Annotated in this window: 23 protein-coding genes; 8 read left to right on the top strand and 15 right to left on the bottom strand. The window is 67.3% G+C overall.

Annotation, left to right across the window (positions count from 1 at the left end):
* Positions 1-6 precede the first annotated feature (6 nt).
* The 3 genes from lpdA to HLA98_RS11170 all read right to left on the bottom strand — a co-directional run bounded on the left by lpdA (position 7) and on the right by HLA98_RS11170 (position 4318).
* Positions 7-1815 (bottom strand): dihydrolipoyl dehydrogenase, encoded by a 1809-nt coding sequence (gene lpdA / locus HLA98_RS11180; RefSeq protein WP_057500510.1) that lies wholly within the window; start codon positions 1813-1815, stop codon positions 7-9.
* 107 nt (positions 1816-1922) lie between these two features.
* Positions 1923-3635: a dihydrolipoyllysine-residue acetyltransferase gene (aceF, locus tag HLA98_RS11175; RefSeq protein ID WP_057500509.1), complete on the bottom strand. Its 1713-nt coding sequence runs from the start codon at positions 3633-3635 to the stop codon at positions 1923-1925.
* 167 nt (positions 3636-3802) lie between these two features.
* The gene (locus HLA98_RS11170) at positions 3803-4318 is read right to left on the bottom strand and encodes a DNA-deoxyinosine glycosylase (protein ID WP_080354816.1); all 516 of its coding nucleotides are present in this window, start codon (positions 4316-4318) and stop codon (positions 3803-3805) included.
* 186 nt (positions 4319-4504) lie between these two features.
* On the opposite strand from HLA98_RS11170, the gene HLA98_RS11165 reads away from it, so the two are divergent.
* The 3 genes from HLA98_RS11165 to glpK all read left to right on the top strand — a co-directional run bounded on the left by HLA98_RS11165 (position 4505) and on the right by glpK (position 8355).
* The gene (locus tag HLA98_RS11165; protein WP_057500508.1) at positions 4505-5140 is read left to right on the top strand and encodes an OmpW/AlkL family protein; all 636 of its coding nucleotides are present in this window, start codon (positions 4505-4507) and stop codon (positions 5138-5140) included.
* A gap of 157 nt (positions 5141-5297) precedes the next feature.
* A complete protein-coding gene (glpD, locus tag HLA98_RS11160; protein ID WP_057500507.1) occupies positions 5298-6776 on the top strand; it encodes a glycerol-3-phosphate dehydrogenase in 1479 nt (492 codons plus the stop codon).
* A gap of 79 nt (positions 6777-6855) precedes the next feature.
* The gene (gene glpK / locus HLA98_RS11155; RefSeq protein WP_049447996.1) at positions 6856-8355 is read left to right on the top strand and encodes a glycerol kinase GlpK; all 1500 of its coding nucleotides are present in this window, start codon (positions 6856-6858) and stop codon (positions 8353-8355) included.
* A 135-nt stretch (positions 8356-8490) separates the two neighbouring features.
* Here glpK and HLA98_RS11150 read toward each other — a convergent pair whose 3' ends face one another.
* Positions 8491-9285, bottom strand: a complete 795-nt coding sequence (locus HLA98_RS11150; protein ID WP_057500506.1) for a MetQ/NlpA family ABC transporter substrate-binding protein — start codon at positions 9283-9285, stop codon at positions 8491-8493.
* Positions 9286-9311: 26 nt separating this feature from the next.
* Positions 9312-10283: a helix-turn-helix transcriptional regulator gene (locus tag HLA98_RS11145; RefSeq protein WP_057500505.1), complete on the bottom strand. Its 972-nt coding sequence runs from the start codon at positions 10281-10283 to the stop codon at positions 9312-9314.
* A gap of 81 nt (positions 10284-10364) precedes the next feature.
* Here HLA98_RS11145 and HLA98_RS11140 point away from each other — a divergent pair, with 81 nt between their 5' ends.
* Both HLA98_RS11140 and HLA98_RS11135 read left to right on the top strand, forming a co-directional pair.
* Positions 10365-10967 (top strand): LolA-like protein, encoded by a 603-nt coding sequence (locus HLA98_RS11140; RefSeq protein ID WP_057500504.1) that lies wholly within the window; start codon positions 10365-10367, stop codon positions 10965-10967.
* 106 nt (positions 10968-11073) lie between these two features.
* Positions 11074-11850 (top strand): DUF481 domain-containing protein, encoded by a 777-nt coding sequence (locus tag HLA98_RS11135; protein ID WP_057500503.1) that lies wholly within the window; start codon positions 11074-11076, stop codon positions 11848-11850.
* Positions 11851-11978: 128 nt separating this feature from the next.
* Here HLA98_RS11135 and hemC read toward each other — a convergent pair whose 3' ends face one another.
* From hemC to mdoH, 6 genes are all read right to left on the bottom strand, one after another.
* Positions 11979-12890 (bottom strand): hydroxymethylbilane synthase, encoded by a 912-nt coding sequence (hemC, locus tag HLA98_RS11130; protein WP_057500502.1) that lies wholly within the window; start codon positions 12888-12890, stop codon positions 11979-11981.
* A 309-nt stretch (positions 12891-13199) separates the two neighbouring features.
* Positions 13200-13343 (bottom strand): hypothetical protein, encoded by a 144-nt coding sequence (locus tag HLA98_RS11125; RefSeq protein ID WP_160320742.1) that lies wholly within the window; start codon positions 13341-13343, stop codon positions 13200-13202.
* Entirely contained in the window at positions 13340-14071 is a 732-nt protein-coding gene (locus tag HLA98_RS11120; RefSeq protein WP_057499682.1) for a LytR/AlgR family response regulator transcription factor, read from the bottom strand. Before HLA98_RS11120 ends, HLA98_RS11125 begins: the two co-directional genes overlap by 4 nt.
* Before the next feature lie 10 nt (positions 14072-14081).
* Entirely contained in the window at positions 14082-15125 is a 1044-nt protein-coding gene (locus tag HLA98_RS11115) for a sensor histidine kinase (RefSeq protein WP_170272471.1), read from the bottom strand.
* A gap of 3 nt (positions 15126-15128) precedes the next feature.
* Positions 15129-15788 (bottom strand): alpha/beta hydrolase, encoded by a 660-nt coding sequence (locus HLA98_RS11110; protein ID WP_080392828.1) that lies wholly within the window; start codon positions 15786-15788, stop codon positions 15129-15131.
* 50 nt (positions 15789-15838) lie between these two features.
* Positions 15839-17764: a glucans biosynthesis glucosyltransferase MdoH gene (gene mdoH / locus HLA98_RS11105; RefSeq protein ID WP_057499680.1), complete on the bottom strand. Its 1926-nt coding sequence runs from the start codon at positions 17762-17764 to the stop codon at positions 15839-15841.
* 490 nt (positions 17765-18254) lie between these two features.
* Here mdoH and HLA98_RS11100 point away from each other — a divergent pair, with 490 nt between their 5' ends.
* A complete protein-coding gene (locus HLA98_RS11100) occupies positions 18255-20300 on the top strand; it encodes a TonB-dependent receptor domain-containing protein (protein ID WP_057499679.1) in 2046 nt (681 codons plus the stop codon).
* 60 nt (positions 20301-20360) lie between these two features.
* On the opposite strand, the gene HLA98_RS11095 is transcribed toward HLA98_RS11100, so the two are convergent.
* The gene (locus tag HLA98_RS11095; RefSeq protein WP_162838397.1) at positions 20361-20531 is read right to left on the bottom strand and encodes a hypothetical protein; all 171 of its coding nucleotides are present in this window, start codon (positions 20529-20531) and stop codon (positions 20361-20363) included.
* 213 nt (positions 20532-20744) lie between these two features.
* Here HLA98_RS11095 and HLA98_RS11090 point away from each other — a divergent pair, with 213 nt between their 5' ends.
* The gene (locus HLA98_RS11090) at positions 20745-21131 is read left to right on the top strand and encodes a DUF2628 domain-containing protein (protein WP_057499678.1); all 387 of its coding nucleotides are present in this window, start codon (positions 20745-20747) and stop codon (positions 21129-21131) included.
* A gap of 78 nt (positions 21132-21209) precedes the next feature.
* Here HLA98_RS11090 and HLA98_RS21370 read toward each other — a convergent pair whose 3' ends face one another.
* The 3 genes from HLA98_RS21370 to HLA98_RS11075 all read right to left on the bottom strand — a co-directional run bounded on the left by HLA98_RS21370 (position 21210) and on the right by HLA98_RS11075 (position 25855).
* The gene (locus HLA98_RS21370) at positions 21210-23741 is read right to left on the bottom strand and encodes a methyl-accepting chemotaxis protein (protein WP_129550632.1); all 2532 of its coding nucleotides are present in this window, start codon (positions 23739-23741) and stop codon (positions 21210-21212) included.
* Between the two features lie 210 nt (positions 23742-23951).
* On the bottom strand, positions 23952-24845 hold the full coding sequence (locus tag HLA98_RS11080; RefSeq protein ID WP_049449098.1) for an NAD-dependent epimerase/dehydratase family protein: 894 nt from the start codon (positions 24843-24845) through the stop codon (positions 23952-23954).
* A gap of 98 nt (positions 24846-24943) precedes the next feature.
* On the bottom strand, positions 24944-25855 hold the full coding sequence (locus HLA98_RS11075) for a S41 family peptidase (RefSeq protein WP_057501633.1): 912 nt from the start codon (positions 25853-25855) through the stop codon (positions 24944-24946).
* A gap of 49 nt (positions 25856-25904) precedes the next feature.
* On the opposite strand from HLA98_RS11075, the gene HLA98_RS11070 reads away from it, so the two are divergent.
* Positions 25905-26369, top strand: a complete 465-nt coding sequence (locus HLA98_RS11070; protein WP_057501632.1) for a MarR family winged helix-turn-helix transcriptional regulator — start codon at positions 25905-25907, stop codon at positions 26367-26369.
* The last annotated feature ends 4 nt before the right edge of the window (positions 26370-26373 follow it).

Raw genomic sequence — 26373 nt, 5'->3', positions numbered from 1 at the left:
GGCGCCTTACTTCTTCTTCGGCATGTACAGATCGGTGATCGTGCCGTCGTAGATTTCCGAGGCCATCGCCACCGATTCGCTCAGCGTCGGGTGGGCGTGGATGGTGTGGCCGATGTCTTCGGCTTCGGCACCCATCTCGATCGCCAGGCCGATCTCGGCCAGCAGATCACCGGCATGCACGCCAACGATGGCGCCACCGATGATGCGGTGGGTCTCTTCGTCGAAGATCAGCTTGGTGAAGCCCTCGGTACGGCCGATGCCGATCGCGCGGCCACTGGCGGCCCACGGGAACTTGGCCACGCCGACCTTCAGACCCTTGGCCTTGGCTTCGGTCTCGGTGACGCCGACCCAGGCGATTTCCGGGTTGGTGTAGGCCACCGACGGAATCACGCGGGCCACCCACTCCTTCTTGTGGCCAGCGGCCACTTCAGCAGCCAGCTTGCCTTCGTGCGTGGCCTTGTGCGCCAGCATCGGGTTGCCGACGATGTCGCCGATGGCAAAGATGTGCGGCACGTTGGTGCGCATCTGGCGATCAACCGGGATGAAACCACGCTCGGTGACCTGCACGCCAGCCTTTTCGGCATCGATCTTCTTGCCGTTCGGCGAGCGGCCCACGGCCACCAGCACCCGGTCGAAGGTGCCCTGCGCCAGCGCAGGCGCCTGGCCTTCCTCGGCCGCTTCGAAGGTCACGGTGACGCCCTTGGCGTCGGCGGTGACGCCCGAGGCCTTGGTCTTCAGGTGCACTTCGATGCCCTGCTTCTTCAGGCGGTCGGCCAGCGGTTTGACCAGGTCCTTGTCGGCGCCCGGCATCAGCTGGTCCATGAACTCGACCACGGTGACCTTGCTGCCCAGCGCGCTGTACACGGTGGCCATTTCCAGGCCGATGATGCCGCCGCCGACGACCAGCAGCGAGCCCGGCACTTCGGCCAGCTCCAGCGCGTCGGTGGAATCCATCACGCGCTTGTCGTCCCACGGGAAGTTCGGCAGCTTCACTGCCTGCGAACCGGCGGCGATGATGCACTTCTGGAAGCGCAGCAGCTGGGTGCTGCCGTCAGCGGCAGTGATCTCCAGCTCGTTGGCCGAAACGAATTTGCCGACGCCCTGCACGCTGCGGACCTTGCGCTGCTTGGCCATGCCAGCCAGGCCCTTGGTCAGCTGGTTGACGACCTTTTCCTTGTACTGGCGCAGCTTGTCCAGGGTGATGGTCGGCTTGCCGAACTCGACGCCGAAATCACCGGCGTGGGCCACTTCGTCGATGACCGCTGCGGCGTGCAGCAGCGCCTTGGACGGAATGCAGCCGACGTTGAGGCAGACGCCGCCGAGGCTGGCGTAGCGCTCGACCAGCACCGTATCCAGGCCGACGTCGGCAGCGCGGAAGGCGGCGGTGTAGCCGCCCGGGCCCGAGCCCAGCACGACCATTTCGCATTCGATGTCGGCCGGCTTGCCGCTGGACAGCGCCGGCTTCGGCGCGGCCGGTTCAGCCGGGGCACGGTGCGACGGGGTCACCGGCGGCTTGCTGGCCGGGGCGGCCGCAGCCGCGGCCGGCGCGGCGGCCTTGGCCGGGGCTTCGGCGGCGCCTTCGGCGTCCAGCACCACGACCACGGCGCCTTCGGACAGGGTGTCGCCCAGCTTGACCTTGATTTCCTTGACCACGCCGGCAGCCGAGGACGGCACTTCCAGGGTGGCCTTGTCCGACTCCAGGGTCACCAGGCCCTGGTCCTTCTTCACCGTGTCGCCGACGGCGACCAACACTTCGATCACCGGCACATCGCTGTAATCGCCGATGTCGGGAACCTTGACTTCAATCGTGGCCATGGTGGGTTTTCCTTGTGCCCGCCCGGCATGGCCGGTGGGCTGTCACTGCATCTGTTCACGCGGCCGCGCCAAGGGCTGCGGCCGCACGGTGGGGGCGAAGCGGTGCCTTACAGCAGCACGCGGCGCATGTCGGCCAGTACCTGCGACAGGTACGTGGTGAAGCGTGCGGCCAGGGCGCCGTCGATGACGCGGTGGTCGTAGCTCAGCGACAGCGGCAGCATCAGCTTCGGTGCGAATTCCTTGCCGTTCCAGACCGGCTGGATGGACGACTTGGAGACGCCGAGGATGGCCACTTCCGGTGCATTGACGATCGGGGTGAACGCGGTGCCGCCGATGCCGCCCAGCGAGCTGATCGAGAAGCAGCCGCCGCTCATGTCGGCCGGACCCAGCTTGCCGTCGCGCGCCTTCTTGGCCAGTTCGCCGGTTTCCTGCGCGATCTGCACCACGCCCTTCTTGTCCACGTCGCGGATGACCGGCACGACCAGACCGTTCGGCGTGTCGGCGGCGAAGCCGATGTGGAAGTACTTCTTCAGGGTCAGGTTTTCACCGCTGGCATCGAGCGAGGCGTTGAATTCCGGGAACTTCTTCAGCGCTGCGGCGCTGGCCTTGATCAGGAAGGCGAGCATGGTCAGCTTGATGCCGGCCTTCTCGTTCTCCTTGTTCAGCGCCACGCGCAGGCCTTCCAGGTCGGTGATGTCGGCCTGTTCGAACTGGGTGACGTGCGGGATCATGGCCCAGTTGCGGGCCAGGTTCGCACCCGAGATCTTCTTGATGCGCGACAGCGGCTGGACTTCGGTCTCGCCGAACTTGCTGAAATCAACCTTCGGCCACGGCAGCAGGTTCAGGCCACCACCGCCAGCCACGGCGCCGCCGGCAGCCGCCGGCACACCACTGCTGAGTGCGGCCTTGACGAATTTCTGCACGTCACCCTTGGTGATGCGGCCACCCTTCTCGGTGCCGTTGATCTGCAGCAGGTCCACGCCCAGCTCGCGGGCGAACACGCGCACCGCCGGGGTGGCGTACGGTACCTTGGCCGGCAGCACGCCATCGGCGTTGAACTGCACCGGCGGGCTGGACGGGGTGCCGGCCGAGGCGATCTCGCGCGCCGCCAGCTTGTCCGGCTGCGCCGGCACAGCGACCGGCTCGACCTTGGTGGCGGTCTCGGCGGCAGCCGGAGCGGCCGCAGCGGCAGCCTTGGTCGGCGCCGGCGCGGCAGCGCCCTCGGCTTCGATGATGGCGACCACATTGCCCTGAGACAGCGTGTCGCCGACCTTGACCTTGATCTCCTTGACCACGCCGGCCACCGACGACGGCACTTCCATGGTGGCCTTGTCGCTTTCCAGCGTGACCAGGCCCTGGTCCTTCTTGACCGTGTCGCCGACGGCGACCAGCACTTCGATGACCGGAATGCCGGCGTAGTCGCCGATATCCGGCACCAGCGCTTCCACCGCACCACCGCTGGCAGCCGGAGCGGCCGGCGCAGTTGCGGCCGGGGCCGGCGCGCTCTGGGTGGCGGCAGCCGGGGCAGCGGCCTTGGCCGGTGCCGGCGCAGCAGCCGCCGGCTTGGCGGCTTCGCCCTCGGCCACTTCGATCAGGGCCACGACCTTGCCTTCGGACAGGCTGTCGCCCACCTTGACCTTGAGTTCCTTGACCACGCCAGCCACCGAAGACGGCACTTCCATGGTCGCCTTGTCGCTTTCCAGCGTCACCAGGCCCTGGTCCTTCTTGACCGTGTCGCCGACGGCGACAAGCACCTCGATTACCGGGATATCGCTGTAGTCACCGATATCGGGGACAAGTGCTTCCTTGATTTCGGCCATGGGGATAACTCCGGCAATCTGGTGTAGGGAAACGTCTATTGTGCGGCCAGCGGGGGCCAGCGCCAACCGTTACAGGTGTTTTCAGTACGCACGCAGCCGGGACACGCTGTTGTCCATGGGTTGTGGCTGCATCCAGTCGGTAGCGTATTGTCCGGACGATGTCCGCTTCATGTCGCCAGTACGTCGGCTACCGGCTGCCAGGCCTGGCGCAGCCGTGGCAGCGACCAGGCCGCATTGGCCGGGCTGGTGGACGGCAGTGCCAGCAGCCTTGGCGGGGCCTCCAGGCAGGGCAGCACCCAACGCTGGAATGCCTTCAGCGATGCGGCGCCGTTGCAGCCGATCAGCTCCAGCTCAGGAAGCGAAGCGATCAATGCCGGCAGCGCATTGGGCACTTCCGTGCCGCGCACGATATCCGCATCGAGGCTGCCGCGCCGCTCGCACCGGCCGATCACGTCCCACAGGCCAACACCTGCCGCCTGTAGTGCCTGCAGTCGCTGCGCATGGGGCAGACCCGCGTCGAATCCGCAGATATCCGCCAGCAGCGGCCAGAAACGATTGCGCGGATGCGCGTAGTAACGCTGCTCCTGCAGCGACGCCACGCCGGGCATCGAGCCCAGCAGCAGCACCCTGCAATCCACGTTCACCTGCGCTTGCAGGCCAATGCACATCGTTGCCGCGCTCACATCTTCTCCAACTGAATGAATGCCGCCGATGACCGGAAACCCCATCAATACAGGCTTTTCGCGCTGATCGCTGAACAAGGACAACTATTTTTTAACGCGCGTCGGATTCGATTCATGTTGGGGCGACTACGGTGTGCTCGCCCCGCAACCGGGGGCCCAAAACAAGAAACATTAGGAGATACCCCCATGCGCTCCATCCGTATCCTGAGTCTCGCCCTGCTGACCTCCGCCGCCTTCGCGCCGGCCGCTTTCGCCCAGGACAGCAGCAGCACCGACACCGCTTCGGGCAAGCATTTTGCCGTTGTTGGCGGCATCTCGCTGCTGGAACCGAAGAACGACCCGATCACCGGCGTGAAGAAGACCGATGGCGGCCCGGCGCCGACCGTCAGCTTCAGCTACTACATCAACGACAACTGGGCCGTTGAACTGTGGGGCGCTGCCGACAAGTTCGACAACACCTTCAAGGGCCCGAACAACGCCCGCGTTGGCTCGGTCGAGCAGCAGCCGGTCGCCCTGAGCGGCCAGTACCACTTCGGCCAGGCCGACAACGTGTTCCGTCCGTTCGTGGGCGTGGGCTACTACCAGTCGACCTTCAGCAACGAGAAGCTGGGCAACGGCGCTGACACCGACATCCGCTTCAAGGATGCCAAGGGCGTTATCGGCACCGTCGGCGTCGACATGAACATCAACTCCACCTGGTTCGCCCGTGCCGACGCCCGCTACATGCGCGCCCGCCCGGACATCAAGGTCGGCGGCGAGAAGATCGGCGAAGCCAAGATGGATCCGTGGACCGTCGGCTTCGGCATCGGCGCCCGCTTCTGATCCAGGCTGCACCTGCTTCACTGATGTAACGCGACGGGCCCTTCGGGGCCCGTCGTCGTTTCCGTCACCCGCGTTCTGTAGAGTCGAGCTTGCTCGACTTTTGCAAGAGCAGTCGACTGTCAGTCGACTCTACGCACACACAGGATGCGGAGGCACGATGTACGACGTCGACCTGCTGGTGATCGGGGGCGGCATCAACGGCGCTGGCATCGCCCGTGACGCCAGCGGCCGCGGGCTGCGCGTGCTGCTGTGCGAGCAGCACGATCTGGCCGCGCACACCTCCAGTGCGAGCAGCAAACTGATCCACGGCGGCCTGCGCTACCTGGAACAGGGCGAGCTGGGCCTGGTGCGCAAGGCGCTGGGCGAACGCGAGGTGGTCCGCCGGCAGGCGCCCCATCTGGTCCATCCATTGCGCTTCGTACTGCCGTGGGAACCGCACCTGCGCCCGCGCTGGATGCTGCGCGTGGGACTGTGGCTGTACGACCACCTGGGCCAGCGCAGCCCGGCGTTTCCCGCATCGCGCGCTCTGGACCTTCAGCGTGATCCGCTCGGCCCCTGGCTCGCCCCGGATCTGCGGCAGGCCTTCAGCTACGCCGATGCGCAGGTCGATGATGCGCGCCTGGTAGTGCTCAACGCATTGGACGCCGCGCAGCGCGGCGCGCAGATCCACGTGCGCAGCCGCTGCATCGAACTGCGCTCTGTGCAGGGCCGTTGGCAGGCCGTGCTGGATTCCACCGACGGCCAGCGGCATGTGACCGCGCGCGCCATCGCCAATGCGGCGGGCCCATGGGCCGGCGGCCTGCTGGAGCAGATGGAGGCACGCAGCGGCGGCCCCGCGCTGCGGCTGGTGCAGGGCAGCCACATCGTGCTGCGCCGTTCCTGGCCCGATGACAGTGCCTGCCTGCTGCAGCAGCCCGATGGCCGCGTGGTGTTCCTGCTCCCGTTCGCCCACGATCACCTGCTGGTCGGCACCACCGACACCGACTACCGCGGTGACCCGGCGCGCTGCAGCGTACTGCCTTCCGAGGTGAGCTACCTGTGCGCATCCGCCAACCGCTATCTGCGCGAGCCGATCACTCCGCAGGACGTGGTCTGGCAGTTCGCCGGTGTACGTCCCCTACTGGCCGACCCGGACCCACGTGCGGCGAAGCTGAGCCGCGACTACCGCCTTCAGCTGCAGTCCGATCCGGCGCCGGCGCTGCATGTGCTGGGCGGCAAGCTGACCACCTACCGCGTGCTGGCCGAGGAAGCGCTGGACCTGCTGCGACCGGCCCTGCCGCAGATGGGCCCGGCCTGGACAGCACGCGGACACCCCCTGCCTGGCAGCGACTGGGGTGACGCTGCACAGGCATGCGCTCGCCTGCGAGCACTGGCACCGTGGCTCCCTGCGGATATGGCACGACGCTGGGCGGGCGCCTACGGCAGCCGTAGTGCGGAGCTGCTGCATGGCCTGCAGGGTCTGAGCGATCTTGGCGAGGACTTTGGCGGCGGCCTGCATGCGCGCGAAGTGGCTTTCCTGCGCGACCACGAATGGGCCTGGGACGCCGGGGACGTGCTGTGGCGGCGGAGCAAACTGGGGTTGCGGCTGGATGCTGCGCAGGTGGCCCGGCTGCAGGCGTGGATGGATAGACGGTAGAGTTGAGCTTGCTCGACTGACATGAAAAGCAGTCGAGCAAGCTCGACTCTACCAACACCATCGCCACCGGAGACGCTGCATGACGCCCCGCTACGTGCTGGCCATCGACCAGGGCACCACCAGTTCGCGCGCGATCCTGTTCGACCGTGCCGGCGACATCGTTGGCAGTGCGCAGCGCGAGTTCGCGCAGATCTTCCCGCAGCCCGGCTGGGTCGAGCATGACCCGCGCGAGATCCTCACGAGCGTCTATGCCACGCTGACCGAACTGTTCAGCCGTGCCCAGGTCGACCCGCGCCACATCGCCGCACTGGGCATCACCAACCAGCGCGAAACCACCGTGGTCTGGGACCGTGCCACCGGCCAGCCGATCCACAATGCCATCGTCTGGCAGTCGCGGCAGAGCCACGCCATCTGTGAGCGGCTGAAATCCGAAGGGCACGAGGCGCTGGTCCGCGAGCGCACCGGTCTACTGATCGACGCCTATTTCTCCGCCACCAAGGTGCGCTGGATTCTTGACCACGTGGAGGGCGCGCAGCAGCGCGCCGAGCGCGGCGAACTGCTGTTCGGCACCATCGACAGCTGGCTGGTGTGGAACCTCAGTGGTGGCCAGGCGCACGTGACCGACTACAGCAACGCCGCGCGCACACTGCTGTTCAACATCCACACGCTGGACTGGGATGACGACCTGCTGGCGCTGCTGGACATCCCGCGCGCGATGCTGCCGCAGGTGCGCGACTCCAGCGCGGTGTACGCACACACGCGGCCGCAGTTCTTCTTCGATCATCCGATCCCGATCGCCGGCATCGCCGGTGACCAGCAGGCGGCGCTGTTCGGCCAGGCCTGCTTCCAGCCGGGCATGGTCAAGAACACCTATGGCACCGGCTGCTTCATGCTGATGCACACCGGTACGCAGGCGGTGCGTTCGCGCAACGGACTGCTGACCACCATCGCCTGGGGCCTGGACGGGCGCGTGGAATATGCACTCGAAGGCTCGATCTTCATCGCCGGCTCGGTGGTGCAGTGGCTGCGCGATGGGCTGCGCATGATCGAGCGCGCCAGCGACAGCCAGGCACTGGCCGCGCAGGTGCCCGACAGCGGCGGCGCTTACCTGGTGCCGGCGTTTGTCGGCCTCGGTGCACCCTATTGGCGCAGTGATGTGCGTGGCGCGATGTTCGGATTGACCCGTGGCACGCGCAAGGCGCACTTCGTGCGCGCCGCGCTGGAAGCAATGGCCTACCAGACCCGCGACGTACTCGATGCAATGCAGTCCGATGCCGGTATCGCGCTGACCGAACTGCGCGCCGACGGCGGTGCGATCGGCAACGACTTCCTGGCCGGGTTCCAGGCCGACATCCTCGGTGTGCCGCTGCTGCGGCCGCGACTGACCGAGACCACCGCGCTGGGTGCGGCCTACCTGGCCGGCCTGGCAGTGGGGTTCTGGTCCAGCCGCGAACAGATCGCCGCGCAGTGGGGCCTGGACCGGCGCTTCGAGCCACAGATGGACGTGGCCCGGCGCGAAAAACTGTATGCAGGATGGCAGCAGGCCGTGGCGGCCACCCTCGCCTTCCACGTCGATTGAAACTTCAATGCCCGCCCGGCTGCAGCACGTGGAGTGACACTGTAGAGCCGAGCCATGCTCGGCTGCCGCTGGCGGGATACCGCAAAAAGCAGAGCCGAGCATAGGCTCGGCTCTACAGGGGAATGGGCGCTGGCGTCAGAACGCCGGCAGCACCGCGCCCTTGTACTTGGTCTCGATGAAGGCCTTCACCTGCGGGCTGGTCAGCGCCTTGGCCAGCTTCTGCACGCGGGCGTCGTCCTTGTTGTCCGGGCGTGCGACCAGGAAGTTCACATACGGCGAGTCCTTGCTCTCGATCGCCAAGGCATCCTTGGTCGGGTTGAGGCCGGCGTCCAGCGCGTAGTTGGTGTTGATCAGGGCCAGGTCGACCTGGTCCAGCACGCGCGGCAGCATCGCCGAGTCCAGCTCGCGGAACTTCAGGTTCTTCGCATTGGCGGTGATGTCACGCAGGGTCGACAGCGCGTTGGTCGGATCCTTCAGCTCGATCACGCCGGCCTTGTGCAGCAGGATCAGCGCGCGGCTGTTGTTGCTCGGATCGTTCGGGATCACCACGTCGGCCCCTTCGCGCAGCTCGGCCAGCGACTTGATCTTGCGCGAGTACGCACCGAACGGTTCGATATGCACACCGATCACCTTCACCAGATCGGTCTTGCGATCGCGGTTGTAGGCGTCCAGGTACGGCTCGGTCTGGAAGTAGTTGGCGTCCACCTGCTTCTGCACCAGCTGATCGTTGGGCTGCACGTAGTCGTTGAACACGCGCACGTCCAGGTCCACGCCTTCCTGCTTGAGGATCGGCTTGACCACTTCAAGGATCTCGGCATGCGGCACGGCCGTGGCGGCCACCACCAGCTTCTGCGAGGGTTCGCCGGACTTGCCGCAGGCAGTCAGGGCCAGCGCAGCGGCAAGCAGGGGCAGCAACAGGGTCTTCTTCATGGGCGGAAGGCTTCTCGGGGGGGAGGTCAGGAGTTGTCGTAATTGCTCAGGGCGAGCTCAAGCAGCGCCTTGGCCTGCTCGCGCAGCACCACCGGCTCGACGATCTCGGCATCCGAGCCGTAGTGCAGCACGTCCATCAGCAGCTCGCGCGAGACGCTGTACGGCACCTTCAGTTCATAGCGGCCATCGGCCAGGAAGCGGCCCTGCTGCTTGGAATGCCAGTGCTCGTCGGCCACCCAGCGCGCGGCCTTGGCGCTGAACAGAATGGTCGCCCAGCCCTTCGGCGCGCCGGAGAAGATGCCGTAGCTGGCCCCCAGCTGCTCGTCCAGCTCGCTGTCGGCCACATCGCGGGCGGTGCTGTCGATCACCCGCGCCTTGTGGATGCGATCCACGGCAAAGCTGCGCAGCGCCTCGCGGTCATGGTCCCAGGCATCCAGGTACCAGTTGTCGCGATAGTGGGTCAGGCGCTGCGGCGAAACGGTGCGCTTGGTCGGCTCGTCGGTGGAACGGGCGCGGTACTCGAACGCCAGCTGGCGGCGCTCCAGCACGGCTGAAGCCACGCTGCGGAAGCTGCCTTCATCGAACTTGCGACCGCGGTGCGGAATCACCCGCACACGGTCCACCGGCCAGCTGGAGACGCCGGCCTGGGCGGCCAGCAGGCTCTCGATGCGCTGCTGCAGCGGTGCCAGCACCGAGGACAGCACACCGCCGCCGGTCCGCGCCAGCAGATGCTGCGAGGCCAGCAGGGCATGCAGTTCCTCCGAGCTCAGCCACAGGCCGGGCAGCTCGAAGCGGTCGCTCTCGTCGGCCTGGTAGCGGAAGCCCGCCTCGCCGTCGCCTTCGATCGGTGCCATCAGCGCATCGCGCAGGAAGGCCAGGTCGCGGTAGACGGTGGCACGGGAACAACCGAGCTTGTCCTGCAGGGTCGCCACCGTCACCGGATAGCGTGCGGACTTGAGCAGACGATGCAGGGCGGTGATGCGTTCGTATCGGTCCATACCCCCGATTATGTCCGAGTCGCGGGTCTTGTGTGGGACGTTTGGGCTATCGTGGTCGCCCCCACCCCTCTGGAACACCCGATGCGCCGGTTGCCTGCCCTGTCCCTGCTGGCCTGCCTGCTGCTGGCCGCCTGTGATCGCGCGCCCGCGCCGGCCAGCACCGAAGCGCCCGTGCCGGCTGCGGAGCCGGCGCAGGCAGTGCTGGGCGCCAGCCAGCGCTTCTCGGCCCTGCGCAGCTTCCACGCCGAACTGGAGGTGTTGGGTGCGCCGCAGCCGGTGCGCAGCGCCATGGACTTCGTCGCCCCCGACCGTTTCCGGGTGCAGACCCCGGCCGGGCCGCAGACCATCATCGGCGACACCATGTTCCTGCAGGCCGAGGGTGCGGTCCGCCAGGTGCCAACCCCGCCGGGCCTGCTGGAGCAGTGGCGCAATCCGCTGCCGGCCGATGCCCTGCCCGCCGACCTGCAGGCCGAAGACCTGGGAAGCCAGTCGCTGGATGGCGTCGAAACCCGTCACTACCGGCTGCGTGGCGCCCAGCCCGGCGAACGCCTGGAATACTGGGTGGATGCCCAGGGCCTGCCACGGCAGATCGTGCGCAGCGGCAGCAGCAATGGCCGCAGCTTCCAGCTGCGCCTGCGCTATTCGCGCTTCAACGACCCGGCATTGCGCGTCGATCTGCCCTGAATAGGCGATCGCGGCAACGTTCGCTGAAGCGCGCATTGGATCGATTCGGACCGCCATCACGCTTCCAGTATCATCACCGGCTGTCAACCGCTTCGGAGAAGCCCCGATGTCCCTGCGCGTGTCCCTGCTGATCCCCCTGCTGCTGTGCGCACCGCTTGCGTATGCGCAGGATGCCTCCGAACTGGCGGCGATGTCCTCGCCGTGGAGCGGCAGTGGCGGCGAGCTCGGCTTCGCTTCGGCACGCGGCAACAGCAGCACCGAGAGCTTCAACGGCCGCCTGCGCCTGCGCTACACCGATGGCGACTGGGTGCACAGCATGGACCTGGCCGGCCTGCGTTCCAGCTCCAAGGTGATCGAGACCCGCGACGACGGCTCCACCAGCCGCCGCAACAACACCACCGCCAACCGCTACACCGGCAGTGCCGGCAGCGCGCTGCAGCTGGGCGAGCACCGCCAGCTGACGGCCACGGTGCGTACCGAGCGCGATGACTTCGCCACCTACGACCGCCAGAGCTCGTTCGGTCTGGGTTACGGCACCCGCCTGTGGAATACCGAGCGTTTCTCGTTCGACGCACAGATCGGCCCTGGTGTGCGCCGCACCCACAGCGCCGAGGACGACCGCACCCGCACCGGCATGATCGGCCGCGGCCTGTTCGACATGAAGTACTCGCTGACCGACAACACCGACCTGGTCAACACCCTGCTGGTCGAATCGGGTTCCTACAACACCTTCGGCCAGAACGACTTCGGGGTTTCGGTGAGCATGAACGAGCATCTGGCGCTGAAGGCAGGCTGGCAGGCGCGTTACAACAGTGACGTGGCCGAGGACAAGCGCAAGACCGATACGCTGACCACGATGAACGTGGTCTACAAGTTCAAATAAGCAGAACGGGCGCCGAGGGCGCCCGTTTCGTTTTTGTAGAGTCGAGCCATGCTCGACTTGAGCGCGAAGCCCGGGATTTTCCCGGCGAAGAGCAGCCGAGCATGGCTCGGCTCTACAGACATCGGGGCTCAGGCGTTCAGCAGTTCGCCGGCGCCATCGTCCAGCAGCAGCTTCGCCACGCGCTGGCCCAGCGCTTCCGGGGCATTGGCCGGGCCCACCGCCTCGGCACGCACCGCACGGCCATCGCTGGCGCTGCCAACCAGCCCCTGCAGGTGCAGGTCGTCGCCCTGCCACTGCGCGATGGCCGCAACCGGTACATGGCAACTGCCATGCAACGCACGGTTCATCGCCCGCTCGGCTTCCACGCAGGCACGCGTGGCCGTGTCATCAAGCGGGGCGAACAACGCCATCAGGCGCGCATTGCCGCCATCGCACTCCACTGCCACCGCGCCCTGCGCCGGGGCCGGCAGCCACTGCGGCGGCTGCAGGCGCGCGACGATGCGCCCGCCCAGGCCCAGACGCTCCAGGCCGGCCACGGCCAGCACGATGGCGTCGTAGCCGCCGTTGTCGAGCTTGGCCAGGCGGGTGTTGACGTTGCCGCGCAGGTCCAGCAGCTCCAGGTCCGGGCGCAGCGCGCGCAGCTGGGCCTGGCGACGCAGCGACGAGGTCCCGACCCGCGCGCCGATCGGCAGCGCGTCCAGCGAGGCGTACAGATTGGAAACGAAGCCATCGGCGGGATCGTGGCGGGTCAGCATGGCCGGCAACGCGAACGGTGTATCCAGTTCCATCGGCACGTCCTTGAGCGAATGCACGGCGCAGTCGGCCTCGCCACGCAGCATGGCCAGCTCCAGTTCCTTCAGGAACAGGCCCTTGCCACCGATGGCGGCCAGCGAACGGTCGAGCACCTCGTCACCGCGGGTGCTCATCGGCACCAGTTCCACATGCAGGCCGGGATGGGCCTGGCGCAGGCGGTCGGCGACGTGTTCGCTCTGCCAGAGGGCGAGCGGGCTCTTGCGGGTGGCGATGCGGACGGTTTCCATCCGGTCATTATCGCGCCTTCGGCGCGGATACGGCCAACGGCGGAGCCCCTCGTGGCTGGTGTGGTCGTGCAAGCAACAGCCCGGCCCCTGACAGTTTCCGTGTGCGTCAGCCACGGAAGATCAAAAGAAAAGAGCAGAAGCGGGTCGCTTCGCTCGGAGCCGAGCGTGGCTCGGCTCTACATTTCTCTACCCCTCCGATAACACCAATGCCTTTGCTGTCCGACGCTGAAATCTGTCGAAGGCGGAACGGTGTGGACATGCAGGGGTGTGAGCCGCATGGATGCGGCGACCAAGCCCCCATGGATGGGTTCACGGCGTCCCCTGCATGTCCACACCGTTGCGCCATCCGCGCAGCAATACAGAGCCGACCAACCCGCTGTTGCTGTTGCTGTTGCTGTTGCTTTCGATGTTGCTCGCAAGCAGTCGCGGCCGCAGGCCGCGCGGAACACTCACAGATGCCGCAGTTCCTGCTTCAGCGTCGCCACGCAGCGGCGGCTGACTTCCAGCGGTTGCTTGCCATGACGCAGCATCGCCTGCACCTGGCCGCCCGTGCCACGACGCAGCTCCACCAGCTCATGGCGTGCCACCAGACAGTTGCGATGGATGCGGATGAAGCGGCTGGCGAACTCTTCTTCCAGCGACTTCAGCGATTCCTCGATCAGGTCCTCGCCGCGCGCGTGGTGTACTACCACGTACTTCTCTTCGGCCTGCAGGTAATGGATGTCGTCCAGCGGAATCAGCCGCAGGCTGCCACGCAGGCGCGCGCACAGCATGCTGCGGGCCTGCTGCCCGCTGTGTTCCTGCGGGTGGCCGTCGCGGCCGGCCAGGAACGTGCGTGCACGCGCAATCGCCGCTGCCAGGCGTTCGGCGCGCACCGGCTTCATCAGGTAGTCGATCGCTGCGGCCTCGAACGCCGACAGTGCATGCGCGTCGTAGGCAGTGCAGAACACCACCGCCGGGCGCGGTTCGAAGCTGGCCAGGTGACGGGCGGCTTCCAGGCCATCCAGCCCAGGCATGGCGATATCCAGCAGGACCAGGTCCGGCTGCAGCTCCGCGCACGCGTGCAGGGCCTGCTCGCCATTGCCGGCCTCGGCCACCACATCCACGCCGTCCTGCGCGGCCAACAGGCTGCGCAGGCGCTCACGCGCCAGCGGTTCGTCATCGGCGATGACTACCCTCACGATCGTCCCCTCACTGGATCGGCACTGTCACCTGGCAGGCATAGTAGCCCTCGCTCCAGCCAGCCGTCATCCGGGCGGCGCTGCCGAAGCGCCAGGCCAGCCGATGGCCGATGCTGTGCTGGGCATGGCCGGCACCGCGCGCCAGGGCCAGCCCGGGTGCCTGCGGGTCTGGCGCCGGATTGCGCACGCGGATCTGCAGCTCATTGCCCTCGCGCGCCAGCTGCAGCTCGATGGTGCCGCCTTCGGGCAGGCGCGAGATGCCGTGCAGCACGGCGTTCTCCACCAGCGGCTGCAGCACCAGCCGCGGCAATGGCAGGTCCCACGGCAGCGGCTCGTCGCGCTGCCAGCGCACCTGCAGGCGCTCGCCCAGGCGCAGCGATTCGATCGACAGGTAGCGCTCGGCCAGCTCGCATTCGTCGCGCAGGGTGGAATCGCCCTCGCCGGCACCCAGCGCGGCACGGAACAGATCGGACAGATCGAGCACCGCACGTTCGGCCACAGCCGGGTCGCGATGCAGCAGACTGGCGATCAGGTTCATGCTGTTGAACAGGAAATGCGGACGGATCCGCGCCTGCAGCGCGTCGGCTTGGGCACGGGCATTGGCCTGCACCTGCGCGGCCCAGCGGTCGCTCACGTAGAAATAGCGCAGGGCCAGCGCGGTGATCAGCGCGGTGGTGGCCGCGCTGCCGAGCGTGAAGCGCCAGAAGCTGATTCCCCGAGCAAAGTTGTCCCCCAGCACCGCGTACAGCGCATGCACGATGCCGGCGCAGATCACCGCGATCAGGGTCGCCAGCGTGATCGCCGTGACGGCCCCCAGCAGCTGCGGCAGCCTCGACAGCGCCTGCCGCAGCAGGCACAGGCTGGCGGTCACTGCCAGCGCAAGCCACAACGCGAAGCCACTGGCCGACAACAGTTCGCCGAAGGTCCAGTGACGGCTGCCATCGGGCGCCAGCGCCAGCACTACCACCACCAGCTCGGCCAGGCCGAGCATCGCCGCCAGCCGCGGCAGGCGGCACAGTTCCGGCATCCACGGCGGTGTGCTGCCCGGGGGCATGGCTCAGGCGACGCCCAGCCGTTCCTGCAGCCAGTCACCCAGCGCCTGGATCTCTTCGGCGCAGACCTGGTGGGCCATCGGGTAGCTGTGCCATTCCACATCCAGGCCCAGCGCCTGCAACGCCTGCGCGCTGTGTACGGCCACCGCCTGTGGAATCACCGGGTCGCTGCTGCCATGGGCCATGAATACCGGCACCTGCACGGCACCGTCAACGCGCTTGGCGCCTTCAGCTTCGGGCAGGTAGGTGGACAACGCAATCAGACCGGCCAGCGGCGCAGTGCGCGACAGCGCGGCGGTCAGGATGATCGCGCCGCCCTGCGAAAAACCTGCCAGGAAGATCCTTTCCGGCGCGATGCCACGCTCGATCTCGCGGGCGATCAGTGCATCCAGCTGCACCACCGACTCCTGCACGCCGGCCATGTCGGCACGCGAACGGAAATCCATGCCGACGATGTCGTACCAGCCACGCATCGGCACGCCGTTGTTGATCGTGATCGGCCGCACCGGTGCATGCGGGAACACGAAGCGCAGCGCCGGCCAGTGCGGGCGCACCAGTTCCGGCACGATCGGCGCGAAGTCATGGCCGTCGGCACCGAGGCCGTGCAGCCAGAGCACCGACCACTGCGGCGAGGCGCCGGTTTCCTGTTCCACCGTTTGCAGCATGATGCGGCTCCTTCAAGTTCGAGCCGCATTATGCCGCTGGCGCAGGCGGATCAGTACAGCGGCGGTTGCTCGGCGGCTTCCCGGCGCAGTTGTGCCGCACGCACCAGCACCGGCGGCGGGATGTTCTCCTCGGGGATATCGAGCAGCCCAAGACGGTGCAGGAAGGCACCCGGACCGCGCGAGGAGGTCAGCGCCACCACCGGCACCGCCAGCACCATGCCGATCACCACCGGCGCCATCCAGGCTGCCAGCGACGGCGACACCGCCCAGGCCAGCACGCCCATGAAGGCACCGAACACGCCCAGACCGCCGTAGCCACGGATCAGTGCCATCCACGAAATGCCGCCGTCGTCACGCTGCTGCGCATCCCAGCCGGAATCGCGGCCGGACAATACTTCTGCGACACCCCGCGACTGCACGTACATCACCACCGGTGCCATCAGCGCGGCCAGTACGGTTTCCACCAGCATCGAGACGAACGCGCGGATCGCACCACCGCAGCCACGACGGTCGACCGGGTCCAGCAGCATCGCCAGGTAGCCCAGCACCTTGGGCAGCAGCAGCACCGCCATGGTCGCCGCGAACAGGCGCACCACCTGCTCCTCATCCTGGGCGCGCCAGTACACGCTCGGTGACAGGTGCAGCAGGGCATTGAAATCGATGCCCTCCTGGAACAGCGGAATGGCGATGCCGATCAACATCAGCATCGCCCACATCGGCGCGGTGAAGTAATGGCCGATGCCGATCAGCATGTGGGTGCGGCTGATCCAGTGCAGGCCACGGCTGCCGACCACCTTGCCATGCTGCAGGTTGCCCTGGCACCAGCGGCGGTCGCGCACCAGCAGATCGGTCAAGGTCGGCGGCCCTTCCTCGTAGCTGCCGCCGAGGTACGGCACCATGTGCGCGGCCCAGCCGCCGCGGCGCATCAGTGCCGCTTCGACGAAATCATGGCTGAGCACGTGGCCGCCGAACGGCTTGCGCCCCGGCAGCGCCGGCAGGCCGGCGTGGTCGGCAAAGGCACGGGTGCGGATGATCGCGTTGTGGCCCCAGTAGTTGCTCTCGGCGCCATGCCACCAGGCCACGCCACGGGCGATCACCGGGCCGTACACGCGGCCGCCGAACTGCTGCATGCGGGCGAACAGGGTGCGGCCACCAATCACCGACGGCAGCGTCTGGATCAGGCCGACATCGGCGTTGTGTTCCATGCCGGCCACCAGGCGCACGATGCTGTCGCCGGTCATCAGGCTGTCGGCGTCGAGGATCAGCATCTGCGGGTAGGCCCCACCGAAGCGGCGGACCCAGTCGGCGATGTTGCCGGCCTTGCGCCCGCTGTTGTCGCCACGGCGGCGATAGAACAGCCGCGCCCGGCCGTCCGGTACGCGATCGCGCAGCTCGGCGAACACCTGTTCCTCGGCGCGCGCGATGTCCTCGCGGCGGGTGTCGCTGAGCACGAAGAAGTCGAAGCGCTCCAGCTGGCCGGTGGCGGCCACTGATTCGTAGATGGCCTGCAGGCCGGCCAACAGGCGACGCGGGTCTTCGTTGTAGGTCGGCATCAGCAGCGCGGTGCGGCTGTGCACGGTTGGCAGCGGCTTGTCCGGGTCGATGCCGAGGCGGTAGCCACGATCGAACACGGCGGTCAGGAAGCCGGCCAGGGCGCTGGCGAAAGACAGCGCGATCCAGGCGAACAGGCCGACAAACAGGACCAGCAGGCAGGCTTCGAGCACGCTGATGCCATTGGCCGACAGCACCCGCCACATCATCCGGGTGGCGATGGCGGTCATCGCCAGCGTGCCGCCGAAGATATAGAACCGGCGCAGGCCGATCAGCCGCGGCGAGGTGCGGTGACGGCGGACCTTCAGTTCGCCTGCGCGCAGGGTCTGCTCGGGCATCTGCAGCGGCGACTCGGCAGGCAACAGCGCCCACCCGGCGTCGAGCCCGGGTGCCTCCGCGCCTGCGTGGATGGTTTGCCCCCCCATCACCGCTTACTCCCCACGATCGGCACGGCCGGCCGTCCCGGCCGGGCTGCATGCACGAAGGTTCCCGGCGCGCCTTCCCGGCGCCCGCACTTGTCCTGGCTGTGTCGGCGCTGGGCCACACAGTCGATGTCTGTCACTACCGGAACCCACACGATCTCCAACGGGGCGGAATCGAAAATGCGGCCCAGTCTAGGGCGCCGGATGTAAGCCGCGTGCGAAGGTCTACGCCGGGATTTATCCCCATTCAGCAAACAGCAGGCGTGCCGTGGCGGCGCAGGAGGTTGTCACTTCGTCACCGGGGGTACTGGATCGTAACAAACGCGAACGGTTATCATTTCATTAACCAGGCAGGTCACCGTCTTCCGCACGGCACAGACCCACCCAGCTGCGCCGTACACACCGCGCGCCGACGACCCAGGGAAGGGGCTGCCTGCTGTCCGCTGCACCTGCTGCTTCCACCGGGTCCCTTCTCTCTCCCATGGAAGCCGTCATGTCCCTGCCGTACCCTCTCCGCTCCGCGCGCCTGCCGCGTACCCGCCTGGCCACTGCCCTGGCCGCTGCCTGCCTGCTGGCCCTGCCCGGCCTGGCTGCCGCTGAGGCCAGCGCCGATGCCTCCACCAAGGATCTGGATACCGTGGTGGTCACCGCCTCGGGCACCCAGCAATGGATCAAGGATGCGCCGGCCAGCATCAGCGTGATCAGCCGCGAGGACATCGAGCGCCAACCGGTGCACGACCTGGCCACTCTGCTCAGCCGCGTGCCGGGCGTGACCGGCGGCCTCAGCGCCGCAGGCGAACAGTCCAAGATCAAGCTGCGCGGCATGCCCTCCAATTACACGCTGGTGCTGGTGGACGGCAAGCGCATGGGCAGTTCTGCCTCCACCAACTACCGTCCCGACCTGGGCCGCCAGGACCTGAACTGGATCTCTCCCGACCAGATCGAACGCATCGAGGTGGTGCGCGGCCCGATGTCGTCGCTGTATGGCTCTGACGCGATGGGCGGCGTGATCAACATCATCACCAAGCGCATTGGCGATGACTGGAACGGCAGCGCCACCCACAGCTACACCCGCCCGGGCGACGGCAAGCGCGGGGATACCCAGCAGGTCGGCGCGACGTTCTCCGGCCCGCTCGGCGAGCGCTTCGGGCTGCGCATCGGCGCCAACAGCATGCGCCGCGACTCGGACCGCTCCAACGGCGGTGTCTACGGCAACGCCTACGCCGGCGAGAAGGACCGCAATGTCGACGCGCTGCTGCAGTGGAAGCTCAGCGATGCGCAGGGACTGTCGCTGGAAGCCGGCCACGGCGTGCAGCAGGCCTTCATCGATGCATCGCTGGAGAGGCAGGACGAAGGCGCCTGGGGTGCCAGTGAACTCAAGCGCAGCTCGCTGGCACTCAGCCACGATGGCAAGTGGCGTTTCGGCAACTCGAAGCTCAGCGCCTACTGGACCGAGTACAGGAACGACATCGGTGCCACCGGCCGTTCCGAGGCCACCGATACGATCATCGAAGGCAGCCTGACCACGCCCTTCACCCTTGGCGTTGAACACCAGTTCGCCGTGGGCGGCCAGTGGAAGCGTCAGGAGCTGACCAACACCGACACCATCGGCCGCGCGCCGATCGACTACGCCGGCAACGCGGTCAGTGGCTCGGACCTGGAGGTCGATACCTGGGCGCTGTTCGTCGAGGACGAACTGAAGCTGCACCGCACCCTGGCGCTGACGCTGGGCGCACGCCTGGACCACCATGAGACGTTCGGCGGCCACGTCAGCCCGCGAGCCTACCTGGTCTGGCATCCGGCCGAGCAGTGGACGATCCGCGGTGGCGTTTCCAAAGGCTTCCGCGCGCCCAGCCTGACCGAGAATTCGCCCAGCGCGGCCACCCAGTCCGGCGGCCGCGGCTGCACTTCGCTGATCCCGTTCGGCTATACCCGCGGCGGCTGCTACATGGCCGGCAACCCGGACCTTGACCCGGAAACCAGCACCAACCGCGAGATCGGCATCAGCTTCGACAACGACCTGGTCGATGCGGGCCTGACCTACTTCCATACCGACTTCAGGAACAAGATCGAGTACGCGCCGCTGGGCCGGTTCAACGGCATCTGGTGGACGCGCATGAGCAACGTGCAGCGCGCCCGTACCAGCGGCATGGAAGGCAACCTCAACTTCCGTTTCGGCGAGCACTGGCGCTGGCGCACTTCGGCCACCTGGATGAAGGAGGCCAAGAACCTGACCACCGGCAGGAATCTGATCGATACGCCGGAATTCTCCGGCTACTCGTCGCTGGACTGGGCGCCCAACACGGTGTTTTCCAGCAGCCTGTCGGCGCAGTACACCGGCAAGCAGACCGGCACCGCCACGACGTTCCTCAAGGCCTACACCCTGTATGACCTGACCGCGGCATGGAACGTCAACGAGGTGCTGACCCTGCGCGGCGGCGTCAGCAACCTGGCCGACAAGAAGCTGTATGCCGAAGGCTCCACCGACTACTTCGTGGCCGGACGCAGCTATTTCCTGAGCATGACCGCGCGGTTCTGACCGCCGGCGCGCGCCGCGATCGCGCTGGCGGCTGGCCAGCGCGATCGGCCGTGTTGTGGATTACTCGCTTTGCAGCGCGGCCGGTGCCGCATCCTGCGTGGCGGCCGTGCGCGCACGGTCCATCGCCACCGCCAGTTGCTGGCGAGCGAGCAGTTGTTGTGCCTGCACCACTTCAGGTGTCGGCAGGAGCACCGGTCCCGGTGCGTTTTCCGGTGTAGCAGGTGTGGTCATGCAACCTCCATGGACATCCCGCTGCCACCCAGATCCAGCAGGGGCGGCGGCGGAACTGCGCACCCTATCCTAAAAACAAGGCGGATGGGTGACGGTGCGGCGCCCCACCACACCACGTGGAACACGGCAGGCGTCACATTTTTGACGCCGAAGCTTGGATCCTGAATAGGACTTGCCCTATCATGAAAACGTTTTCCAACAGGGATGTTTCCCATGAATACCACTGACCTGTCCCAGTTCAGCCCGAAGTGGCAGTTCCGCTTCAACTTCTTCCGCCAGCACGGCGCCCCCAAGAATCCCGGCTTCAAGCAGGCCTGGAAGGCGCTGTCCTTCGGTGACCGCCTGAAGATCAACCTGAACTTCTTTGCGTTGTTCTTCGGCGCCATCTACCTGTTTATCCTGGGCATGTGGCGCAAGGCACTGGTGCTGATCGGCATCAACATCGTGCTGGCCATCGTCTCCATGTTCCTTCCGGACGTCGTGGGGCGGATGCTGTTCATCGCCATGAACCTGCTGGTCGCCTCCAGCACCAACTACAGCTATTACCTGGAGAAGGTGGAAGGACGCGCCAGCTGGAACCCGTTTGAAGGCATGTTCTGAGCCCTCAGAACTGCGCAGGGATGCGCGGCAAGGATGCAATCGACGCCCGGCTCCCGCCGGGCGTCTTCGTTTGCGGGGTCAGGCCGCGCGGCGTGCCACGGCTGCCGGTTCGGCGTGCAGACGGAAGCGCGAGACCGCCACCGCCAGCTGCTCGGCCTGTTCTTCCATCGCCCGCGCGGCGGCACTGGCTTCCTCCACCAGCGCGGCGTTCTGCTGGGTGGTTTCGTCCATCTGCACCACGGTCTGGTTGACCTGCTCGATGCCGGCCGACTGCTCGCGTGATGCGGCCGAGATCTCGGCCATGATCTCGTTGACCCGACCGACCTGACCCACGATCTCCTGCATGGTGCGGCCCGCGCCGTGCACCAGCTGCGCACCGGCACCGACCTGCGCCACCGAGGCGTCGATCAGCGCCTTGATTTCCTTCGCAGCGCCCGCCGAGCGCTGTGCCAGCGCGCGCACTTCGCTGGCGACCACGGCGAAGCCACGGCCCTGCTCACCGGCACGCGCCGCTTCCACCGCCGCGTTCAACGCCAGGATGTTGGTCTGGAACGCGATGCCATCGATCACCGAAATGATCTCGGCAATGCGCTGCGAAGAGGCTTCGATCTGCTCCATGGTCTGCACCACCTGGCTGACCACTTGGCCGCCTTCGCTGGCCACTCCGGCCGCGGAACCGGCCAGGGTATTGGCCTGCAGCGCATGGTCTGCATTCTGGCGCACCGTGGAGGTCAGCTCCTCCATCGAGGCCGCGGTCTCTTCCAGGTTTGCCGCCTGCTGCTCGGTGCGGCGCGACAGGTCACTGTTGCCCGCGGCAATCTCACCCGCCGCCAGCCGGATGCTGGCCGCCGACTGCTGGATCTGTCCGACGATCTGGGTCAGCTGCTGCACGGTGCTGTTGGCGTCGTCGCGCATCACCGCGAACACGCCGTGGAAGTCGCCCTGCATGCGCGCGCTGAGGTCGCCTGCGGCGATCGCGCGCAGCAGCGTCGACAGCTCGGCCAGGTTATGGTCGCTGACCTGCATCATGGTGTTGAGGGTTTCCACCATGCGGCGGAAGTCGTAGTCGAAGCGCAGCGTGTCGCCGCGCACCGCGAAATCACCGGCGGCGGCGGCTGCGGCCAACTGCTGGATCTGCTCATTGATCGCGGCCAGGTTGCTCTTGGTGGTGGCCATTGCAGCGGTGAAGACCGCCTTCTCGCCCGGCAGCGCTTCCATGTCCACGCTGAGGTCGCCCACGGCGTAGCGCTGCATCACTTCAACCAAGCGCTGGGTGACTGCATTGCTGGACGCCACCAACTGGTTGCTGTCGGCCACCATGCGACCGTATTCGCCGGGGAACGCTGAGGCATCCATGCGGTAGCTGAGCTCTCCGGCATCGTGGCGGCGCGCCATCTCCGCCTGCGCAGCCATCACCGCCTGCAGCTGGCCGCGCATGCCCTGCATCGCTTCCAGCAAACGCCCCACTTCATCGTCGCTGCGTGCCGGCAGGGTGCTGTCCAGCTTGCCCGCGGCGACATCGCCGGCCACACGCACGGCTTCGGCCAACGGGCGGATCGCCAACCGGCGCAGCAGCACATAGACACCGGCACTCAGCGTCAGCGCGGCCACCACGCCAACCAGCAGGGTCAGCCACAGAAGCTGGCGCGCCTCGGCCACGATCACCGCATGCGGCATCACCACGCCCAGCGCGAAGCGCTGAGGGGCGTCGCCCACGCGCAGCGGCACATACACGCGCACATTGCCGGCCGCATCGGGGCTGAAGGCCTCGAACGGACGATCGGCGGCGATGTCGGCCAGCATGCTGCGGGTCAATGCATCGTTGCGCGGCTTGCCGATCTCGGCGGCATTGGCCGAAGCCAGCACCACGCCCTTCGGCGACAGTAGTTCGACGCGGCCGGCCCCCATCGGCTTCAACGTGGCCAGGTGCTTCTGCAGCGCTGCCAGCGAAAAGTCCACGGTGAACACGCCAAGGAACCTGCCGTTCTCGATGATCGGCGTGCTCAGCGTACTCATCAGCACCTGCTGCCCGGCGATGTCATAGGCATAGGGTTCGCTGACCTTCGGCAGCTTGTCGCGGCTGGGCACCATGTACCAGTCACCCGAACCGCTGGCGGTCTCGGTGTAGTCGGTCATCGTCGACTGCTGCGGCTTGCCGTCGTGCCAGGCCCAGTAGCTCATGTAACGACCGGTAGCATCGTGCGCTTCGGTGTTGACGAACTCTGCATCCTTGCCGTCGAAGGCATCGGCCTCCCACATGGTGCTCTTGCCCAGCCACTCCGGGTGGGTACGCAGCTGTTCGCCAAGCACTGCCGCCAGGCTGGCGCGATCGGGCACGTCACCGCGCGCGCGCTGGGCGAGCACGGTCTCGACCATGGCATCGTTGCTGGCGAAGGCGGTGCCCAGGTCGGCCGAGACCTGGCGCGCTTCGGCGTTGGCCTCGCTGGTCATGGTCTGGCGCGAGGCGCTGATCAGACTGGCGCTGGCCTGTCGGTAGATCAGGAATGCGGTCAGGCCGAAGCACAGCAGTGCGATCACAGCGGTGCCCAGCATCAGCTTGTGGGCAATGCTGCCCGGGCGGCGGGCAGCGGCGGAGCGGGAAGGAGGCATGGAAAGGTCCGCAAGGCAGTTCAGGACGACCGGCGCCGCGAAGGCACCGCGCAGGCGCGCGATCCATCGCGCAGGCCACCGGCCGCCGGGTCGTGCCCGGCACTGGAAGCGCACCGGGTTAGCGGCCGCCTGCCAACGAGGTTGAGGCGGCGGGCCTGCACATTCCTGAACCTGCTCAGGGTCGGGTCAGGAACCCGCCCCGTTGCCGCCCTATTCGGCCACGCGGTCCTTGATCCATTGCGCCCGCGGCAGAACTTCGATGCTGCCAGCGGCGTACTGCTGCAGGACATCGTCCGGGCCAAAGCGCGGCTGCCAGCCCAACGTCCTGCGCATACGGGCGCTGTCGTAGACGCGATCGATGCTGAGCGGCAACGGCCAGCGGCGGCGCTCGAACTCGGCCAGCAGCTGTGGCGCGCGACGGGCCAGCACGTTGCGCGGCTGGGTCGCCAGTTCCAGGCAGTCCTCGCGCTGGAACGGCGTCGGTGCGCAGGCAATGTAGCGCGCGAAGGCCGCGCCCTCATCGTGCAGCAGCGCGGCGTGCGCGCTGGCCACGTCGCGCGCGTCGATGCCACGGTGCAGGCGGAACATCGCCATCCGCTCCGGTGGCTCGGGGAAGCAGCGGGCCATGCGCAGCACGCGCACGCTGAAGCCCGGCGCGGCGGCAGCTTCAGCCAACGCCTCTGCCTGCAGCTTGCTGCGATGGTAGATGGTGCGCGGCAGGGGTTCGGTGTCCTCGTCGATCCAGCGGCAGCCGCCGGCCACCACCGCGTGACCATAGAGCGCGGTGGTGCTGGTCAGCACGAAGCGCCGTGCACCGGCCTCGCGTGCCGCCTGCAGCAGGTGCGCGGTGGCGTCCACATTGATCTGCTGGAACACCGCATCCGGCACCAGCCCGACGTGCGGGGCGTGCAGCGCCGCAGCATGGATGACCGCGTCGACGCCCTGCACCGCCCGCGTGACCGCATGACGGTCGGTGACATCGGCGATGATGCGCGTAGTGGCGAACGGACTGCGATCCAACCCCACCACTTCATGGGCCGCCGCCAACGCGCCGAAGATCGCACGCCCGATCCGCCCGGAACTGCCGGTCAACAGAATCTTCATTGAGTCCATTCACTCGAAGCGCCCGGGAACTACCGGGATGCTTCGATTCTAGGCATGCAGCATGTCGTCTGCGATAGGGCGCGGTTGCAATTGTGCGTTCATTTCTGCAATGCGGATCGGGCCAGCAACTGCCGCGCGACGAACAGCGGATCGTCACCGCCTGCTGCATCGGGCGTGACACCAGTACGTTCCCAGTTGGTACCGGTACGCAGGTTGATCGGCTGCCGGTCGGGAATGCTGATCTGATAGCCATCCGGCAGCAGCACAGGATCATCGAACATATGTGCCGCGCCCCCGCTCCGACTACCAACGACACGTGCCCGCCCCTGCGCCTGCAGCGAGTACGCGACAAATTCAGCAGCCGATCCGGTGCGGCGGTCGGTCAGGATCACCAACGGCTTCAGGTACGGCGAAAGGCTCGCTGGCGGCAGTGGCGCGGGGGTACGCCGTCCACGTTGCTCCAGCACCTGCACTGCGGTGACATCCAACTCCAGCAGGGTACGCACCAGCAGGTCCGCACTGCCTTCATCGCCCCCCCCGTTCTGGCGCAGGTCCAGCACCAGGCCATCGGTGTCGGCCAGCAGGGTGAAAGCTGCGGCCAGCTTCGGCCGGGCCAGATCGAGCGGATAGAAGGTGCTCAGGCGCAGGTAACCGATATTGCCCTCCAGCACCCGCACCTCGCGCACGCCCGCACCCGTGCTGCGCGCATCCGCGCGCCAGGCCATCAGCCAGTCGTCCTGGCCGCCGCTGACATCCACCCGCTCGACATGGAAGTGGCCATCGAACACGTCCAGATCCTGGTTCAGGCGTGCGCTGAACGCCTTCGGGTCCGCGCAGCTGTCCACATAGCGCTGCTGGCTGGACCAGCCGCGCACCGCCTCGGCAATGCGCGCGCCCTCGGCCACGTCCAGGTACTGCGCCTGTATCGCCGTGGCCGCCGCCTGCAGCACCGCGTCCTGGGCCGGGCAGGACGCCGCCAGCAGCGCGCCCAGCATCCACGAAACCGCCATGACCGCACCCCCGTTGATGATATGTAAGTGCTTATATATCATCGCCACCATGGATCTCCAACACGCCACCTTGGGAACGCTGCTGCGGGCCCTGCTCGACCAGCTCGACCCGGCGGTCGAGCAGGCCTACCGCGACCTGAAGCTGGACTACCGGCCGCGCTACACCCCGGTGCTGCGCACGCTGATGGCGCAGGGCCCCTGCCGCATCAAGGACCTGGCACTGGCCTGCGGACTCAGCCATTCGGCGCTCAGCCAGACGGTTTCAGCGATGGTGCGCGACGGTTGGCTGCACGCTGCGGTCGGTGAAGACAGCCGCGAGCGCATCCTGCAGTTGAGCCCGCGCGCGCTGCAGGCGTTGCCGGCGCTGCAGGCGCAATGGCAAGCCACGGCGCGCGCGGCGCGCAGCCTCGATGCCGATCTTGGACAGCCGTTGGAGCAGGTGCTGCGCGACGCACTGCAGGCGCTTGAGCAGCGGCCGTTCGCGCAGCGACTGCGCGACACACCCCAGCGCTGAGGCG

It is taken from the genome of Stenotrophomonas africana (assembly GCF_013004645.1).
Lineage (GTDB): Bacteria > Pseudomonadota > Gammaproteobacteria > Xanthomonadales > Xanthomonadaceae > Stenotrophomonas > Stenotrophomonas africana.
The sequence above is the reverse complement of the archived record's forward strand: the minus strand, read 5'-3'. Positions and strand labels throughout refer to the sequence as shown.